The organism is Neobacillus sp. K501, from assembly GCF_053749995.1.
This window is the reverse complement of record NZ_JBSLYA010000008.1, coordinates 193295-212832: the sequence shown is the minus strand read 5'-3', so window position 1 is coordinate 212832 and position 19538 is coordinate 193295. Positions and strand designations below refer to the sequence as shown.

Below are 19538 nucleotides of genomic sequence, written 5' to 3'. Positions count from 1 at the left end.
TAGAAACTTGATTTGATTCGTCATCAATTTACTCGAAATCTATAACAACAAGTATATTTACCCATCAATCTAGTCTATTCGGTAACTTTGAAAAAGGTGGAGGTTCTTTTGAGAAGGTTAATTATCCTTGCATTAATTGGTTTGGCTGCACAGCTTGTGGATGGTTCTTTAGGTATGGCCTATGGGGTTACGTCCAGTTCGCTTTTGTTGATGTTCGGTATTGCACCAGCGATCGCATCCGCTTCTGTTCACATGGCTGAAGTCGTTACGACTGCTGCATCTGGTGTTTCACATATTCGATTTGGAAATGTGGATAAACAGGTTGTCTATAAATTAATTATCCCGGGGTCCATCGGAGCCTTTATTGGTGCCTGTTTTCTAGGTAGTATTCCAGGTGATATTGTTAAACCTTATGTTTCATTTTTTCTCTTAATCCTGGGTATTTACGTGATATATCGGTTCTTATTTAAATGGAATTCTTCCAAACAATTTACAAAAAATAAACTGACTAAGAAACAATTATTGCCACTAGGTTTTATTGCTGGTTTTTTTGATGCTACTGGAGGTGGAGGATGGGGTCCGATTGCAACCCCAGTCCTTTTAACAAGCAGTAAAATGGAACCGAGAAAAGTAATCGGCTCGGTCGACACAAGTGAATTTGCCATTGCCGTAGCCTCAACTTTAGGCTTTCTCCTAACTTTAGGATGGTCACAGATAAATTTACAATGGGTATTAGCCTTAATGATAGGCGGGATCATTGCAGCTCCGATTGCAGCTTGGTTAGTCAAGAAATTACCAACTAATCTATTAGGAACGTTAGTAGGAGGCATCATCATTTTAACCAATTTGAGGACTTTACTAGGAACCTTTGATGCATCCCCTACAACAAGTTTATTTATTTACCTGACCCTTATCATCCTTTGGGGTATTGCGGTTACCCATGTATCTTTAAAACTAAAAAAAGCTTAAACATTTTAATACGGAAAACAACACAAAAAGTCTATTTCTGTGCTTTTGTGTTGTTTTTCTTTAAGAACATCCATTGTTCTTCTTTATTTACTACATTTTTTTAGATTTGTTTTTAGATTGTCATTTATTTCACTTAAAAATATTGACAAATAATTCGTTTAACGGTAATAATAGAAGTCCTGCCAAACAAACGTTGGCGCAAAGGGAACTGTGAAAGTTCATTCTTCTTTGTAAAGGATGGGTATTTATGAATAAAGAGCAATTAGTAGAAAGTGCACGTATGGTGAAGGAAAGAGCCTATGTACCATATTCCAAATTTCCTGTTGGTGCTGCTCTACTACTAAAAGATGGTACTGTTATTAACGGAGTAAACGTGGAAAATGTTTCATTTGGTGCAACCAATTGTGCGGAGAGAACGGCTATATTCACCGCCATTGCAAACGGATACAAAAAAGGTGATTTTCAGGCTATAGCTGTATCAGGTGATACAGTAGACTTTCTACCCCCATGCAGTATTTGCAGACAGGTTTTAGTAGAATTATGTTCACCTGAAATGCCCGTTTATTTAACCAATCAGAAAAAAGAAATTAAAGAATTGACCTTAAGGGAACTACTACCTTATGCATTCACAGATTTAGATATGTAATTCTGTATAGTAAAAAGCCCCATTCTTATTTAATTGGATGGGGCTTCAATTGTTTCACCCCCCCTTTTTTATGCTAGTGCATTTTGGTCTAATTAACACTATTCTGAAGATAACTTTTTTCGATCTGCTGCTTTGGGTGGTTGTTCAAACCAACCTTTCTCAATCATTATTTTTGCCGCCTCTTCAACGAATAGTGAAATCTTCATTAACGATTTTGAATAAAGAATACCGATATCGTGCCTCCCGTTTACAGCCACTGAATTTCCAAAAGCTCTTATTTTCATGGTAAACATATCCATCTTATGAAAAAGCATAATTTTATCCGAAAATGGTGAAAAAGTAGACGTTGTTACTAAGTCATCTAATGAAGCTGGTGATGGCAAATGTTCATCATACAGCATTTGTCTATACCGTTCAATATTAGTAGATGTAAGGTCTCTCCCTTTTTCAAATAATTTCCGAATTTTTTCATCCTTGACTACTTGGGCAAATGCCATGATTAAGGCTTTACTTGTCACATTATTTTCAATATTGTCATAAAAATGGGCAATTTCAAGTGCATGCATAGGTCTAACATGGCCAAGGAAACCATTTAAAAAATCCTGATGAACAAATTCCACCTTTTCAGGAATGGGAATGATTGGAGGCTTAATAATTAGTCCTTTATTCATTAATATTTCTTTAATTTGTTCCATTAACTCTAGTGTACAATCCATACAATATTTAAAGAAATCTTGTACGTCGCTTCTAAACACTAGTGGTATCCCCACACTATAAATACTCAGTCCCGCTTTAGCCGTATATTTTAAATAATGAACATAGAATTCATCTTGGAATAAACGAGGCGCTCCTAAATTGACATCTTCTTCTGAAAACCCTTTAGGTATTGGAAACTTTTCTTTGTTAAAGATTTCTGTTATTTTTTCCAAGAAGTCTTTACTTAAATGAAGTGCATTTTCTAATAAAATCTTAATATCTTTATCCTCAACATGCTGAAGATAATAGCTTAAAATACATTTTGCCATACTATTTCCCATATAGGTAGCCCAAAGCTTACCCATTTCTGCTGATGTTAAATTTACTGTCGTGTTTGTTTTCGTTGATCCTAATTTTATTGGTTTAATCGTTTTCATGTAAATTCCTTCATTTCATTTTTATTTTATTAATTCAGTTCTTTTAACTTTTCACCCTTTGACGGTCGTCTGATACTGGCGGCTCTTCCTGCCAATTATTTTTAATCAATAGATGCATAAATTGAGCCAAAATTTTAAAATCCCTTGAAATAGCCGTTTCACAGTGGACAATTAAATCTGCCCGCATACTCGTAACAGCAGCATAACTATAATAGGACACAGCCATATTAAACAATATTCCTGCATGAAACAGCATAAGCTTTTCTGAAAAAGGGGCAATTTCTGAATCCGTAATTTCTGCTTCCAATGATTGAGGAGTTCGAAGATTGTTTTCTTTTAAGATAGATGAACATAATCCTATATGTTTGTTGGTTACTTGCATCCCTTTTTCCAAAAACTTACGGATCTCTTTTGATTTGGAAACTTTACTGAAACCTAACATTAGTCCCTTCTGTAAGTTCGTTTTTTTGAGATTAAAGAAGATATTGCCACTCTCAATTGTATTTAAAGGCCTTTGTGTTCCAAAAACATCTGTGGCATAGCTTAAATTTGTTATGTATCCAACTTTTTCTGGGGTCGTGAAATAGGGTGATTTTTCATATATACCTTTCGAAATAAGAACGTCAATTGACGTATTATAAAGGTCCATAGAATCATTCATGCATTGGTAATAAAAATCTCGTATATCTCTTCTAGATGAACTGTTAAATGCCAGACTATATAATGAACACCCATGCATGGACATACCGTAAATATAGATCAACCAAAATTTATCCGTAAATAATGGCGGAGCCTTTAAATTAACATCCTTATCGGTAAATCCGATAGGTATTGGAAACTTTTCTTTGGTAAAGATGTTTTTTAAAGTATCAATATGTCCGTTTGACAATTTTAATGCTAATTGAAAGGTAGATGTTATTTCCGTATCGTTTACACATTTTAATACATATTTGCTTACACAAACGGCCATTGTTTCCCGAATATAATGAATCCATAAGTTCGTAATTTCTGCAGAAGTTAATCTATCTTTATCCAATATTTAAAAATCCTTTCATTTCCTTATTTGTTGTTTAGTTTCTTCCGCCTGAAAAAATTCTATTCTGATTATAATAATAAACCATTAGCCATAACCGCTTTATAAGCAACATCATATCCCATATCTTCCCCGAAATTTGATCAGACAGAGGCCAATTATCTTGCATAAAGAAAAAAATCCGGCCATTATGCCGGATTTTAAACTCTAACACCTTATATGTAAAACATCCCTCTGTTTCACTTTAACAATTTCTCAGAAGCTCCCATCCAACACTTGCCTAGACAGTTTTCTTATTCTCCTCTATATGCTTCCTTTAATTTCACAAGATCAAACTTCTTCATTTTAAGAAATGCTTGAGTTAGGCGCGAAATTTGCTCTGGTGTCCCCTTACTCATCATTTCGTCCATCTCAGTCGGCACAATTTGCCACGATAAGCCAAACTTATCTTTCAGCCAACCGCATTGCTCGGCTTCAGGTACGGCCGAGAGTCTTTCCCAGTAATAATTAATTTCTTCTTGTGTGTCACAGTACACCATAAATGAGAATGCCTCGTTAAAACGGAAGTTATGCTCATGCGCACTGTCCATTGCGGCGAACCACTGATTTTCAAGCATGAAATCAGTGAACATAATCGTTCCTTCTTTGTCAGGTTCCATCCCTTTTGGATAGCGGGCGATATGTCCTTGCTTGGCATTCTTAAAAATGGATGTATAAAATTGTATCGCCTCTTCGGTGTTACCGCAATTGTCACCGACAAACAAAAGTGACGGCAATAATGGATGCCGATCTTCACCATCTGGATTGGTAAGCATTAATTGCCAGGACAAACCATACTTATCCTGAATCCAGCCATACTTTTCACTGAAAGGATACTTATCAAGGGGCATTAACGCTGTGCCACCTTCGGATAATTTGTTCCAAACCGCATTTAATTTTTCGCTCGCGTCTTTTTCTTGTGATGGATCAAAATTAACGATGAAAGAAATTGAGGGATTGAGCTTGAAATAAGGCCCTGCACTGATGGCCATGAACTTCTGTCCCCAAAGCTCAAAAGAGACGATATCTGAATCCCCTGATGGCGTATCATTGATTGTTGTTACATTTGTAATTTTTGAATTTGGGAAAATGGAAGTGTAAAACTCTGCTGCTTCTTTGGCCTCCTTGTCATACCATAGGTGCGGAACGATTTTTTGATTTAATGCTGACATCTTTATTCCTCCTTCTTTTTGATATATAAAGCCGATCTACTAACAATCTTCTCATCTTTTATTACCAATTTTCAAGATTTTCAATCTTAGACCCGTATTTTTACATCTGTTATAATCAAACAAATAAGGTTTTGAATTTACATATAAAAGTATCAAATTTTTCAAAATGGCCTTCTTAAAAAAGTATTAAGAATAAAGGGGAATGATAAGGATGTCTGAATTAGTAGATTGGAAAAAGGGTGCAAACGGGCATAAATTTATCACTTCTTTTAGCGGTGGTAAGGATAGTGTTCTAGCTTTATATAAAGCCATGCAGGTCGGCGAAGCAGTTGGACTTATCGTCATGATGGAAGAAGAAGGGAAACGTTCCAGATCTCACGGAATGTCTTCTGAGCTCATACGTGCCCAGGCAGAATCAATAGGTTTGCCCTTCTATACTGGGGTTGCTAGTTGGGCAGATTACGAAAAAGTATTTACGGATCTTTTAAAAATGGCTAAAATTCAAGGTGCAGAAGTATTAGTAACGGGTGACTTAGATATGCCTGAACATGGCTGTTGGCATGACAAGGTTACAAAGAATGCTGGATTAAAGCTTGGAATGCCATTATGGGAAATGAATCACCGTGAAGCGGTCGAGGAATTTATTAATTTGGAATTTGTCACAATGATTGTAACTGTTAATCTTTCATTAGGAATGCGAGAAGAAGATTTAGGGCGAACGTTGACCCATGAATTTGTGAAGGAGCTTGAAGCTCGTGGGATTGACCCATGCGGAGAAGGAGGAGAATTCCATACAACTGTGGTAGATGGGCCTATTTTTAAACACCCTATTCCGGTTCGAAAATGTAGGATTATAAAGAACGGAGAATATGCTTTTTTACCGTTGGAACTTGATTAAATAAATAGTAAGTGGAAAAAGAAAAAAGTCGCTGCAGCGACTTTTTTTCATGCATCTTTTCGTAGAGTAAATAAATAACAAGGCCTAACACCTAACATATTTGCGCTTGAACCCAAGTTTTCCTCTATCCAGTTCCTTTTGAATATTTACAGACGCTTGCAAAATAGTGCTCTTTTTCTTCTCTCTTTTCATTTCAACTGGGCCTACAGCTTTTGCCGTTTCAACCGCCTTATCATGAAGAGGTAAATAAGAAATTCCGACTGTGTAGATAAAATTATTCATCGCGGATTTGGTCCGTTCAGGAGCGTCATGAATCGAAGTTTCCACCAAATCAAGCATTCTTGTAATCTTGTCTGCACTAAAATCAGTGTCCGGGCGATTTCCCAAAAGCCAGCAATAACAGCTCCAACCGGCCGACATTTTCAGTTCTTCACCACTTGCAATCCATTTATCAGCAACAGCTTGCGCAATATCCGTTTCAGACAAAGTAACCGCAACCACATAATCGGACAGCATGTAAAAATAAGCTGCATCAATCCAACGCTCAAAATCCTCCTCTGTCATCGCCATTGGGTCAGCAATGACACCTGCAAAATACATCGCATCGTAATTGCCAGTGGCGTAAAGCTGTTCGGCTAAAGGCTGATTTTTCTTGATTTTTTTGGATAGCGGCTTCATGGCGCCAGTTGCCACACCAAATAAAGGCTCATGTGCACCATTGCTTATGTATGTCTTTTTGATTCGTTCCTTGCCGAGCGCTTCCAGTTCCTGCATAACTATTTCAAGATCCATCTTTGCACTTCCTTCCTATAATTTTTCCACATTGTAACCATAACGCTTATTTTTTTACCAAGCAAGATTTTAATTTGAAGGAGTCCTATCTGATATTATGCTAATCTTCCCCAATTCAATAATAAAGCAAATAAGCAATGCGGCTTTTGAACTGCACCCCAAAAGTTAGAGTGAAATCTAACTTTTTGGGGTCACATCATTCACGCGCACTGCTTTAACTTATGCAAACATTATTTTATCATGATCTCTTCCGCAGTTATTTTCGGAATAAAATCAAAAATCTCATGAGATTCAAGCGCTTGGATGAGACGGCTCAGCCAATCAAGATATTCCAAACCGGAGTATAGCTTCTTCAAGTCTTTTTCCAGTAATTTTAGCGATTCCTCATCTAGGCCTTCCTTTTCTTTAATCTCCTGTAATTCATAGATGAATTTTTTCAAAGCATTTATTTTAGAAACGGCTGATTTCCGCCAGTGGTAACAGAAGAATTTAATAAAACTATCATAGTTATCTTCTTCCACTTGGTAGATATCCTTCCGTTCACCCTTTTTCCAAATCTTTTTCACTAATCCCATTTCATCGAGTTCTCTGACAGCAATACTCATGCTCGCCTTACTCATGCCCAACAACTCAGTCATATCATCTAATGTCATTGGTTTTTCATAATAATACATCACGGACATTAAACGTTTAAGAGTATTGGGCATGGAGAATAATGTTTGATGATCGGAGTTAAAATCAATGATTTGATCTCTCACCCTCTTAAAGTCAGCATTCAATCCACTTCACCATCTTTTTCAATAATTTAACCTCGAACTCCTTACTATTAATTTATACTATATTTTCCAAAAAATATAGATTAGTTATTTAATACAGCAGAAATAAAAACTTTTCCGGTATAAATCATTGATTTTTCATCGACATCAAACTTTGGATGGTGATGGGGGTAAACTGCATTCAGGTCTGGATTCCCTCCGCCGACCCAGAAAAACGTTCCTGGTACTGCATCTACGTAATAGGCAAAATCTTCCCCGCCCATATCGGCCGGCTTAAGCACGACATTTTCTTCTCCAAATATTTCAGAGGAAAGCTGTTTGATATATTCTGTTTCTTTCGGATGATTATACAAGGCAATATACCCTTTTGTGTACTTCACATCTATTTTGGCACCATGCTTTTCTGCTGTTTGCTGGGCAATTAAGTTGATCTCTTTTTCTACTTGAAGCCTTACCTCTTTATCATAGGTTCTCACAGTTCCTTTTAAATAGGCTTTATCGGGAATGACATTATGTGCATGGCCGCTATTGAAGGCTCCCACAGTCACCACTGCCGGATGCAGCGGGTCAATTCGTCGACTGACAATGTTTTGGAAATCGACCACAAGATGGCTGCCAATCACAACCGGATCAATACAACGATGAGGTTCTGCACCGTGTCCTCCCTTTCCAAAAATCGTGATATCAAAGGCATCCGATGCCGCATGGACATAGCCATCATTTACAGCGATCGTTCCGATGGGAAAATTCACTTCCACATGGGCACCGTATACTTCATCCACTCCCTCTAAACATCCGTCCGCAATCATGCCAACTGCACCACCTGGACTTAATTCCTCAGCATGCTGATGAAGGAAGACAACGGTTCCTTTGATTTCATCTTTCACCTTACTCAAAGTTTTCGCCACCCCCAGTAAGGCAGCTGTATGAATATCATGTCCGCATGCATGCATGACACCAGGTACTTTCGATTTATATGAGACTTCTTTTTCATCTTCAATAGGCAGGGCATCGAAATCGGCTCTTAACGCGATTGTCTTTCCAGGCTTACCTCCCTTTAAATAACCAACAACGCCATTGCCGCCCACACCGGTTTTAACATCCAATCCAAGTTCTTTTAAGTAGTTTGCGATGAAGGCTGGAGTCCTTTTTTCTTGAAATGAAAGCTCCGGATGCATATGCAGATCTCTCCGGATCACGACTAATTCTGAATAGATACTTTCTAAGTAATCAAATGATTTTTGCATCAAAGTCATTACACTCTGTTGAGTCAATGTAAAAACTCCTTTCTTTTTCCCGGTATTCCAGTAAGCTATTTTTCAATAGGGACTAGGAGTTTCAATAAACAGGCTCCGTCCATGATCATACCCTTTAAACTTTGATAGAAGGCAGGATAGGGCTTTCGCCTACCTGCCTTCTTCTATTATTTATAGTCTACTTTAGTTGTAATGACTCTTCCAGTTGGATGTGGATCAAATCCGATGATATCCGTTCTTGCAGCCATTGCAGGTGTTGTGTGTACTAACGGCAGAATCGGTGCATCATCATGCATGATTTCTTGAACGTTTTGATACAACTCCGCACGCTTGGCTTCATCAGTAATTGTTCTCGCCTCCGTTAATAACTGGTTCACTTGCTCATTTGAGTATTGCGTTGAATTTAAGCTTCCAATATTGTCCTTATGCCATAATGAATAAATGAAGTCATCCGCATCTCCATTGGCCCCTGTCCATCCTAGTAGGAATGCATCTGCTTCCCCAGCCTTTACTTTATCTAAGTATGTCGCCCATTCATAAGTGACGATTTTTACATTGACGCCGATTTTCGCAAAGCTTGATTGCAGGAATTCAGACACTCTATTGGCATCCGGCATATATGGCCGCGAAACAGGCATCGCCCAAACTTCCATATCAAATCCATCCGCGTAGCCTGCTTCCGCTAACAGGTCTTTCGCTTTTTTCACATCGTAAGGATAGGCATCAATAGAGTCGTTGTATCCTTCAACTGATGGAGGAATTGGATTTATTGCTGGGGCAGCCTGACCTCCAAAGAACGCTTTAATCATTTCCTCTTTATTCACCGCGTGATTTAGTGCTTGACGAACAAGTTTATTATCAAACGGCTCTCTCGTTACGGTAAAACCTAAATATCCAATGTTAAGGGATGGTCTAGAAATCAGTTGAAAGTTCTTATCTGCTTCAATTTGTTGAATCGTTCCTGGGTCGACGCCATCCATCATATCAATTTCTCCAGTCATTAAAGCGTTTAGGCGGGCTGAATTATCGACAATCGTCCGGAAAATAACTTGGTCCAATTTTGGATAGCCTTCTAACCAATAATCTTTATTTTTCGTTAAGATAATCCGATCGTTTCTTTTCCACTCTTCAAAAACAAAGGGACCTGTACCAACGGGGTTACTGCTGTATTCTTTTCCGTACTTTTTAATCGCTGCTGGACTGGAAATTGAAAACGGTGTTAATGCCAGACTCTTTAAGAAGGTCGGCATGACATGCTTTAAAGTAAATTTCACGGTGTAAGGATCAACCGCTTCTATCGATTGAAGATTATGAGTTTCATCTCCCTTAAATCCACCAAAAACAGAGGCATAAACAGGAAAGGTCGTATTGTCTTTTCCGTTCATCCAGCGTTCAAAATTAAACACTACCGCTTCTGCATTAAAATCCGTTCCATCTTGGAATTTAACCCCTTCACGTAGTTTAAAGGTATATGTTAACCCATTATCGGTTTCCTCCCATTCCGTTGCCAATAACGGTTCGATCTTGGTTTTTCCTTCGGCAAAAGTGACTAATGTCTCTAAGATACTTTGGGAAACATTTTCTGACTCACTGTCAGTCACCTCAGATGGATCCAGTGAAACGGCATCTCCGCCGCGGGCAAAGACAAATGATTTATCGCCAGACGATTGTGATGATTTTCCATGATTACTTTGTCCCGTTTGCTCATTGGAACATGCAGCTAACGCAAAAACTAGTAAGAACACACTTAGAAGAGTAGTAAAAAGTCGACTTTTTTTCATATTCTAACCCCTCTCAAACTCTTTAATTTAGCGTTTCTCTTCATGATAAAAATAGATAAGTAACATAATACCTTATTTCAGAACCAGATTTTGTGATAGATTCGTCAGGAGCTCACAGCCTTCTTCTGTTACACGAATGGATTCACTTACGACAAATCCTGTGTCAGCTTGAAAAAGGGCTGGTAGTAGATGCAAAGCCATATTGGATTGTAGGATGCTGTTATCACCGGGGCGGATGCTGATTGTTTGTTCTCCCCAATCAGGTGGATAGCCGATTCCAATGGGATAACCAACTCGGGAGTCTTTTGTAATCGCAGATTTTGCCAATACCTTGTTCCAGCTTGCGGCCACTTCATCACAGGTGATACCTGCTTTTATGACATGAAGCATTTCATGCAGTCCTTCCAGGACCGTATTGACGGTGTTGAGATATTTTTGTGTCGGAGTACCTATGTAAACGGTTCTAGCTAATGGCGCGTGGTAGCGGTGAACACAGCCAGATAGTTCAAGGGTGACAATATCATTTTTTTTATAATCATTCTTCGACCATGACAAGTGTGGTGCTGCAATTTTTTCACCAGAGGACATTAGAGGGATAATCGCTGGATAATCTCCAGTCTGTTCTTCCGTCCCTTTGATTAGGGACTGATATATCTGTGCTGCGACTTCAGATTCTTCCACTCCTTCATGGATTGAATCGAAAGCCGTTTGCATCGCATGAGATGTGATCTTGCCTGCTAATTTCATATAGTGGATTTCTCTATCAGACTTTATCATTCTCACATGATTGATTAAATAGGAAGCGTCCTTCCATTGGCAATCGGGTAGCTTTTTTTGCAATTCATTAAAGGAAGTGACACTAAGAGAATCCTGAGCCATTTCAAGCCCTATCCTATTGTTCCTCACTCCCTTTTCTCTTAAAACATCGGCAAAAAAGTGCATCGGGTGTTTCGTGTTTGATTGAACGTAATCATCTTCATACCCGATGATATTTTCTGGTGCAAGCCATGTGGAAAATTCAGCTCCTGGAACATCCATTTTCCTACCAATCCAAATCGGTTCTGGTTCGGCCAACAGGACGATAACCCCTTGAATGATATAGAATGAATAGCCATCGTAACCAGATAGATAATTCATGTTCGCTGGATTTGAAGTGATTAAAATATCAATCTCTCTTTTTTCCATAGCCTTTTTTGTGTTATCTAATCGCTTTAAAAACTCTGTCTTTTCAAATATCATATACGACCCTCCTCTTTTTTAAATAAATTTAATACGTTTAAAATTTTCTAAACATTTAGACAAAAAGTAATGGAATCTATTTGTTTGATTACTATTTTACCAGATAATTATAATTTTTAAAACATTTAATATTTTCTAAATATTAAGAATAATATTTTCGTTATCTATCTATTACCATCCTTTTTCTTTGCTACTTTTTAAAATACTCGTAAAGGAAATCTTAAACAGATTTTAAAAAAGTCCTTTACTCAGTAAGTAAAGGACCCTACGCTATCTAAATAACATTTTTAATTTCTGTATTGTTATTGTTTGCATTGGCCCCTTTGACAGTTTTCGGCAGGAAGAACATTGCGACGATGGCCATTAAAGCAGTTGCGATTAAATAAAACGCCGGCATGAGTTTATTACCTGATGCGTTTTGCAAGGAGGTGATGATAAATGGCGCCCCGCCTCCAAATATTGCCGTCGATACATTATAAGAAATTCCATAAGCACTATTTCTTACTCGGTTCGGAAATAGCAATGGGAGTGTCGAAGGAAATACGCCAATAAAGATGGCAACGATCACACCTAGAGCAAAGAAGCCGATAAGCGGACCCGATGGAGAACCACCCGAAACAAAGGCGATGATTGGAATTGCCGTAAAAATAGCAAGTAAAGCAGATAATAGCAGGAACTTAACTCGTCCATAGCGATCTGCTAGCATCCCAAATATCGGAAACAGGATCATCATTAACACCATTCCACTGGTTGTAACCACGAGAGATTCAATCGTCGTTAATCCCACTTGCGTTTCAAAGTACGAGGGTAAATATGTTAGTAACGTATAATAAGCACCATTCGCGAACGCGACCACTAGAAATGAAATCGCCAGTGGTTTTCTTGCTGTGACAAACATCTCTTTCAAAGGAGCTTTGGCTAAATTGTTCTCTTCTTTCATTTTTATAAACGTAGGTGTATCATTAATTTTCGTTCTAACATACATCCCCACTAATGCTAATGGCAAAGAACAAATAAATGGAATCCGCCAGCCCCAATCCGCCATTTGCTCGGAGCTTAATGTAGTCGTCAAAATCGCCACAAACAAGGAACCAATAATATATCCAAGTATGGAACCTGATTCAAGTAAACTTGTAAATAAACCTCTGCGGGAATTTGGTGCTGACTCATTCATGAACACGGAGGCACCTGTGTATTCTCCCCCTGCTGCTAACCCTTGAACCATCCGCATGACAATTAATAAAAGTGGCGCCATGACTCCGATCGTTTGATAATTTGGGATGATCCCAATGAGGGCAGTCGCAAATGACATCATCAGAATAGTGACAACTAGAATCTTCTTTCGTCCCAATCGGTCACCGATAGAGCCAAATATAATACCCCCAAGCGGTCTAAAGAAGAACGAAATTGCAAACACCGCAAAACCATACAATAAAGCTACAGAACTACTCTCTTCTGGAAAAAACTGAGCTCCGATGATTGCAGCAGTATAACTATAGATACCGTATTCATACCATTCGACTAGATTTCCTATTGCAGTAGCCATTGTAGCTTTCTTCATTTATGCATCATCCCCTTTTATTTTCAAACGATTTTATACAAATTCTTTCAAAACTAGGTTCCTTGGCATTTTGGCAAAGGTTTCACAACCGGTTTCTGTGATTCGGATGGATTCGCTCACTTCAAACCCATAGTTGTCAAGCCACAATCCTGGAATCAGATGGAAGGTCATATTCGGCTGCAAGATTGTTTTGTCGCCTTTTCGAATACTTACCGTGTGCTCTCCCCAATCAGGAGGGTAATTTAATCCCATGGAATAGCCGAGCCGTGATTCCTTAACAAAACCACTTTTTTCAATCGATTTTCTCCATGTTTCTTCGATCTCTTCACAAGCGATGCCTGGACGAATCATCTCTAGGCAGGCGTTAATTCCTTCTACCGCCACCGATGAAAGGGTTTTCAAGTTATCGTTCGGCTTGCCAATTTGGACGGTTCTGGCTAAAGGTGAATGGTATCGTTTATAGCAGCCTCCTAATTCAATAATGACGGCATCTCCGTCCTTGTATCGATCGTCTGTCCATGTAAGATGTGGTGTGGAAGTTTTTTCACCAGATGGCAACAGCGGTACAATCGAAGGGTAATCTCCGCCAAATTCCTTAGTACCTGTGATTTGCGTGTGAAAAATCTTAGCCGCAACATCACATTCCCTGACACCTTCTTGGATTAATTCAATCCCCGCCTTCATCGCTCTTTCCGCAATGACACCAGCACGTTTCATATACTCGATTTCGGCATCCGATTTGATCAGCCGTACCCAGTTCACCAATAAGGTGGCATCGTGAAAGGACGCGTTCGGTAATCCTTTTTTCAGCTGTTCATAGCTCTTAGCTGTGAAATAATAGTTTTCCATCTCCACCCCAATGGATCGGTTATTTTGGCCAATTTCCTTTAAGATCCCAGCGATGAAGTCCATTGGATGTTTAACATCCGAATGAATATAATTATCTGGATAAGGAATGATGTTGTCACGATATAGCCATGTGGTGACCTTCGCCGCATTGGCATCCATCTCTCTACCGATCCACATCGGCTGGTCTTCGTCAATAATCACGACTAACATTTGATGCACGTAAAACGACCAGCCATCGTATCCGGAAAGATAATTGATATTTGCCGGATCGGTAATCAAGAGAACATCGATTCCTTTTTCCAACATTCGTTCTTTTGTTTTAAGAATTCTCTCTTTGTACTCATACGTCGCAAATGACATGCCAGGTTCCCTCCTACATCTATAGTTTCGATTCGTTTAATGAAGTTTAAAGCATACCACTTTTGGTTCGGTCATTTCTTGGAGTGCAAATTTAATACCTTCTCGGCCTAGTCCAGATTTCTTCACCCCGCCAAACGGCATTGCATCAATCCGATAGTCACTGCTGTCATTGATCATGATGCCGCCAACATCCAATTGTGCAATCGCCTTATGTGCTTTTTCGATGTTTTTTGTAAAAATACCAGCCTGCAACCCATAATCGACACTATTTGATTTTTGAATCGCCTCATCCAAATCGGCAATCGGGTAAAGTAAAACTACTGGTCCAAAAATTTCTTCCTTTGCGATTGTACAATTCTCGGGAACATTGGTTAGAACTGTCGGGGAGTAAAACGCTCCATTGCGCTGTCCTCCGGTCAGTAATCTTGCTCCTTTTTCAAGCGATTCCTCCACCATTCGTTCCACACGGATCGCTTCTTTTTCCGTAATCAGCGGTCCCATATCGGTTAGTAGCGACTGTTTATCGCCTACTTTATATTGCTTTGTTCGTGATACAAAGGCTTTTTGAAATTCGGCCATAATGCTTTCTTGAATATAGACGCGCTGAACCCCTAGGCAATTTTGACCTGCCGCCCAAAAGGCTCCCGAAACGGTTGATTCCACCGCATCCGTAAGATCTGCATCCTCTAGGACAATCACCGGTGAATTGGAGCCCAGCTCCATCCCAATTTTCTTCAATCCTGCCTTACGAACGATCTCTTCGCCAGCAGATAATCCTCCGGTAAAACTAATCATTCGAATCGCAGGATGGGTGACAAGTGTATCTCCGATTTCGCTTCCATGACCAGTGATCACGGATAATACCTTTGGAGGGAGTCCAGCATGCAAAAATGCTTCTGCCAGTAATAAAGCACTTAAAGGAGTCACTGTTGCCGGTTTTACAATAATCGCATTCCCTGCTGCAATCGCTGGTCCCACCTTGTGAGCAACCAAATTTAACGGATCATTAAACGGGGTAATCGCGGCAATAATCCCAATCGGAAAACGAAAGTAATAACCGATACGATTTTCACTACCAGGCATCTGGTCAAACGGAATTGTCTCCCCGTTGATTCTTCTAGCCTCTTCTGCACTTATTCGCAGTGTTTGAATGCAACGTGCCGCTTCTTTTCGTGCTTCCCTGATGGTTTTACTTCCTTCTTTGCTGATCGTCAACGCGTATTTTTCTTGATGTTCTTCGATATAATCGGCCGCTGCATTAATCACTCGAATTCTTTCGTGCACAGGCATGGCAGCACTAATCTTGGCACCTTCCTTTGCCTCTTCAATACAGTGAAGCATATTCTCTTTTGTAGCAGCCGGAACCGTATCTATTAAACTATTATCCTGAGGATCGCGAACCTCAATGTTTTGCTCGCTATCTTTCCATTTCCCGCCAATTAGCATCTTCTGGCCTCTGATTTGAACTGTCATCCTCTTCACGCCCTTCTTTTAAGAATTAAACGATAACAGGTTTTCGTGCACGGTTGATATGAATCAAGTCGATAAGAAGAGAAAAGCCTGTTTCTGTTTTCCCTGCTCCCGCTCCGCTTAAGGTGACAGGGCCGAGCAAATCGCATTCATAGGTGATGGCATTAATCGCACCGTTAATGGATGCTAACGAATCGGTCATTTCTACCTTTTCCGGTGCAATCGAAGCCGTTACTTTGCCGTGCTCCTGTTTTACCTTTCCTAGTAGTTTCCAGCGTTTTCCTTCCGCTTTTGCTTCTTCAATATCCTGTAAAGATATCTCGGTGATGCCTTTGCATGAAACGTCTTCCACGTTCAAAGGCACACCCATCACATAATTTGCTAGAATCACAATCTTATATCTGGCATCATATCCTTCTACATCAGCCGTAGGATCGGCTTCCGCGTAGCCAAGCTCCTGGGCTTCTTTTAACGCAGCTTCATAGCTAACGCCTTCCTGTTCCATTTTCGTTAAAATGTAATTTGTCGTTCCATTTAAGATTCCGCGGATTTCTTTAATCTCATTTCCTGCCAACGTCGCAATCGGCAATCTTAAACTTGGCGTCCCACTCATCACCGTGCCTTCAAATCCCCATGAAACACCATGCTTTTGTGCGATTTCAGACAGCTCCTTATAAGCAAGGGCCACTGGACCTTTATTGGTCATCACGACATTTTTTCCACTTTCAAATGCAGCTTTACAGTGGTCAATTGCTGGCTGACCTGTTTTCACATCCGTATAAGAGACCTCAATGATCGTGTCAGCATTCGTATTGACGATGGTTTTGAAACTATCCCATCCTTTGATTAATCCAGGAGTTGATGGATAATTTTCTAATTTCCCCGTTTCCTTTAGGGTCTTTAACACTATTGCTAAATCAAGGCCGTTTGGATTGTAAATCGAGCCTTTGATAAAATCGGAGATGGCTACAACCTTTGCTTCAAAACCTTCATTTTGTTTTAGGTCCTCTTTTTTGTCCAGCAAAATTTCAGCTAAACCTTGACCCACCACACCGAATCCAATAAATGCTAATTTATGTGTCATGTTCCTAAAACCTCCTTTTCTTTGCCCTGTGATAAATGGGCGTTATCCTTTAAAAAATGGACTGCCGTTTGTGTAAGAATGGCTGCACCTTTTACAAGACTGCTCTCATCAAGATCAAAGATAGGGGTATGCAAATCCCGGGCAATACCATCCTTTGTTCCACTTCCTAAGAAAAATAAAGCACCTGGCCATTTTTCTGTTACATAGCCAAAATCTTCTCCACCCATGCCGAATGGTTGCTTGAGAATCTGAAAATCGGGATACAGCTCTTTGATTGATTTTATAAAGAGACGATTAATACCAGGATCATTCTTTAAGGCCGGTTCTCCTCTTTCCACATCGAGCGAATAGGTTCCGCCCATTGGTTCCACAATCGAGAGTGCCTTCTTTAATTCTGCACTCAATAACTCTCTTGCTTCAGGGTTATAACTGCGAATCGTTCCTTGAATCAAGACCTCGCTCGGAATAATATTGCTTGCCGTTCCTGCATGAATCTGTCCGATACTTAAGACCCCAGCCTCTAAAGCTGGCAGTTTTCGAGCAACGATGCCATGTATGGCCTGCATCACCACTCCAAGCATCCATATCGGATCGGTGCCAAGCTCAGGATAGGCTCCGTGACCACCTGTTCCAAAAATTTTAGCAGTGAACACATCAACATTTGCCATGCTGTAGCCATCATTTACTTGTGCGGATCCAACTGGAAGCCATGGACACATATGTAGGGCAATTGCTGCATTGACATCATCATAGGCACCAGCTTGCACCATGTATGGGGAGCCCGATAGTCCATGTTCATCAGTACTCTCTTCTGCTGGTTGGAAGATCAATTTGACGGTTCCCTTCAGCTCTTCTTTTTCAAATTTGTCCGCAAGAAGATGGGCTGCCCCGAGTAGAATCGCCGTATGGGCATCATGACCACAGGCATGCATAATCCCTTCATTTTGCGATTTATAGTCAAATGTATTTTCTTCTGTAATTGGCAGTGCGTCCATATCAGCACGGATAGCGATCACTGGTCCTTCACCGGAGGTTAGGGTTGCGACTACACTGGTTTCAACACCAATTCCTGTTTCAACATGTGTACCCTTTATGTTTTTAAGCACGTCAGCAACGAATCGAGACGTCCCGAACTCTTGAAAACTGAGTTCGGGATGTTGATGAAAATGACGTCTCCATTCGATCAGTTGCTCAGATAATGCATTTGCCTGAATGACGTTTGGATGATTCATCTGTTCATTTCCCCTTGCGACTGGAATGGAAATTATTTCACTTTTACAAGACTTTCCACATGATTGAATGCTTGTTCAAAATCAGCAATAATATCTTCGATTTCTTCGATCCCACAAGAGATACGAATCAGTCCTTCTGGAATACCAACTGCCGCACGCTCTTCTGGTGTACATTCCACATGGCTTGTTGTACGAGCAGGCCCGACCGTTGTTTCTACCGCCCCTAAGTTTGCTGCACGGTTGGCATACTGCAATTTCGGCAATAGATCACGTACAGTATCGACACCGCCCTTTACCGCAAAGCTCAGCATACCACCAAAATCTTTCATTTGTTTTTTAGCAATGTCATGGTGTGGGTGGGTTTCAAGACCTGGATAATAGACCGCTTCTACCATATCTTTTGTTAGTAAGTATTTTGCTAATTTCATTGCATTCTCGCATTGCTGGCGGACACGCAAATGAAGCGTTTTCATTCCGCGTAAAATTAAGTAGGCCGCCATTGGATCCATCGTTGCCCCATTGATTTCACGGAAATGATAAATTTTTTCCACTAGTTCTTCTGAGCCGCAGACTACACCGCCTAGAGCATCCGCATGGCCGCCTAAGAACTTTGTAGCACTATGGATGACTAAATCTACTCCCAATGCAAGTGGGTTTTGATTCATTGGGGTTGCAAACGTATTATCAACAATAACCAATGCACCAGCCGCTTTCCCTGCTTTTGCCATCCGTTCAATATCCGTGATTTTTACTGTTGGGTTGGTAGGTGTTTCTAAATATAAAATTTTGCAGCCTTTGGCAACTTCACGTTCGATTTGTTCGTGATTTCCTGTTTCGCATAGCGCTACTTCAATTTCCTGACGTGGTAGGAATTCCGTAAAGATTTTATTCGTTCCACCGTACGTATCTTTAATGGAAACAATTCGATCTCCTGGTACTAAGAAAGTAGATAGCGTGTTGCTGATCGCAGCCATCCCGGTTGAAAAGCTTGTTGCCGCTTCTGCCCCTTCCAAGATTTTGATTTTATCTTCAAAAGCTTGAACCGTTGGGTTTGTGTTTCGCCCATAAATATGGCCCTTCTTCTTTCCAATTGCTACATCATACCACTCATCCATATCGTCATAGCCGTAAGCAACACTTAGCACAACAGGAACTTGTGTAGCCCCATGTACTAAATAATCTTTTTCTCCTGCCCAAACTGCCTTTGTTCCCATCTTTGCATTTGTGTTAGTCATCAAAACCACTCCT

17 protein-coding genes are annotated in these 19538 nt (G+C 40.0%); 3 read left to right on the top strand and 14 right to left on the bottom strand.

The genetic code is table 11. From position 1 onward, the window contains the following. Positions 1-108: 108 nt before the first annotated feature. Both ACWM35_RS18385 and ACWM35_RS18380 read left to right on the top strand, forming a co-directional pair. Positions 109-969, top strand: a complete 861-nt coding sequence (locus ACWM35_RS18385) for a sulfite exporter TauE/SafE family protein (RefSeq protein ID WP_454820303.1) — start codon at positions 109-111, stop codon at positions 967-969. Between the two features lie 247 nt (positions 970-1216). Then, entirely contained in the window at positions 1217-1615 is a 399-nt protein-coding gene (locus ACWM35_RS18380; protein WP_454820302.1) for a cytidine deaminase, read from the top strand. 98 nt (positions 1616-1713) lie between these two features. Here ACWM35_RS18380 and ACWM35_RS18375 read toward each other — a convergent pair whose 3' ends face one another. The 3 genes from ACWM35_RS18375 to ACWM35_RS18365 form a co-directional block, all read right to left on the bottom strand. Next, positions 1714-2748, bottom strand: coding sequence for a DUF3231 family protein (locus tag ACWM35_RS18375; RefSeq protein WP_454820301.1), 1035 nt, complete (start codon positions 2746-2748; stop codon positions 1714-1716). A gap of 43 nt (positions 2749-2791) precedes the next feature. Beyond that, a complete protein-coding gene (locus ACWM35_RS18370) occupies positions 2792-3784 on the bottom strand; it encodes a DUF3231 family protein (protein ID WP_454820300.1) in 993 nt (330 codons plus the stop codon). A 290-nt stretch (positions 3785-4074) separates the two neighbouring features. After that, positions 4075-4992 carry a VOC family protein gene (locus tag ACWM35_RS18365; protein WP_454820299.1) on the bottom strand — a complete coding sequence of 306 codons (918 nt, stop codon included), beginning with the start codon at positions 4990-4992 and terminating at the stop codon, positions 4075-4077. Positions 4993-5203: 211 nt separating this feature from the next. Here ACWM35_RS18365 and ACWM35_RS18360 point away from each other — a divergent pair, with 211 nt between their 5' ends. Then, positions 5204-5890, top strand: coding sequence for a Dph6-related ATP pyrophosphatase (locus ACWM35_RS18360; RefSeq protein WP_454820298.1), 687 nt, complete (start codon positions 5204-5206; stop codon positions 5888-5890). 84 nt (positions 5891-5974) lie between these two features. Here the strand turns inward: ACWM35_RS18360 and ACWM35_RS18355 are convergent, their stop codons facing one another. The 11 genes from ACWM35_RS18355 to ACWM35_RS18305 form a co-directional block, all read right to left on the bottom strand. Next, positions 5975-6682 carry a DNA alkylation repair protein gene (locus ACWM35_RS18355; protein WP_454820297.1) on the bottom strand — a complete coding sequence of 236 codons (708 nt, stop codon included), beginning with the start codon at positions 6680-6682 and terminating at the stop codon, positions 5975-5977. A 230-nt stretch (positions 6683-6912) separates the two neighbouring features. Beyond that, positions 6913-7461, bottom strand: coding sequence for a GbsR/MarR family transcriptional regulator (locus ACWM35_RS18350; RefSeq protein WP_454820296.1), 549 nt, complete (start codon positions 7459-7461; stop codon positions 6913-6915). Between the two features lie 80 nt (positions 7462-7541). Continuing rightward, a complete protein-coding gene (locus ACWM35_RS18345) occupies positions 7542-8708 on the bottom strand; it encodes a M20 family metallopeptidase (protein ID WP_454820373.1) in 1167 nt (388 codons plus the stop codon). 173 nt (positions 8709-8881) lie between these two features. Beyond that, the gene (locus ACWM35_RS18340; protein ID WP_454820295.1) at positions 8882-10495 is read right to left on the bottom strand and encodes an ABC transporter substrate-binding protein; all 1614 of its coding nucleotides are present in this window, start codon (positions 10493-10495) and stop codon (positions 8882-8884) included. Between the two features lie 72 nt (positions 10496-10567). Beyond that, a complete protein-coding gene (locus ACWM35_RS18335) occupies positions 10568-11734 on the bottom strand; it encodes a M24 family metallopeptidase (protein ID WP_454820294.1) in 1167 nt (388 codons plus the stop codon). A gap of 274 nt (positions 11735-12008) precedes the next feature. Beyond that, the gene (locus tag ACWM35_RS18330) at positions 12009-13295 is read right to left on the bottom strand and encodes an MFS transporter (RefSeq protein ID WP_454820293.1); all 1287 of its coding nucleotides are present in this window, start codon (positions 13293-13295) and stop codon (positions 12009-12011) included. Between the two features lie 33 nt (positions 13296-13328). Then, the gene (locus ACWM35_RS18325) at positions 13329-14504 is read right to left on the bottom strand and encodes a M24 family metallopeptidase (RefSeq protein ID WP_454820292.1); all 1176 of its coding nucleotides are present in this window, start codon (positions 14502-14504) and stop codon (positions 13329-13331) included. Between the two features lie 36 nt (positions 14505-14540). Next, the gene (locus ACWM35_RS18320; protein ID WP_454820291.1) at positions 14541-15977 is read right to left on the bottom strand and encodes an aldehyde dehydrogenase family protein; all 1437 of its coding nucleotides are present in this window, start codon (positions 15975-15977) and stop codon (positions 14541-14543) included. 25 nt (positions 15978-16002) lie between these two features. Next, a complete protein-coding gene (locus ACWM35_RS18315) occupies positions 16003-17058 on the bottom strand; it encodes a homoserine dehydrogenase (RefSeq protein ID WP_454820290.1) in 1056 nt (351 codons plus the stop codon). Then, positions 17055-18290 carry a M20 metallopeptidase family protein gene (locus ACWM35_RS18310; RefSeq protein ID WP_454820289.1) on the bottom strand — a complete coding sequence of 412 codons (1236 nt, stop codon included), beginning with the start codon at positions 18288-18290 and terminating at the stop codon, positions 17055-17057. The genes ACWM35_RS18315 and ACWM35_RS18310 overlap by 4 nt, the downstream gene beginning before the upstream one ends. A gap of 32 nt (positions 18291-18322) precedes the next feature. Next, entirely contained in the window at positions 18323-19525 is a 1203-nt protein-coding gene (locus ACWM35_RS18305) for a cystathionine gamma-synthase family protein (protein WP_454820288.1), read from the bottom strand. Between the last annotated feature and the right edge of the window lie 13 nt (positions 19526-19538).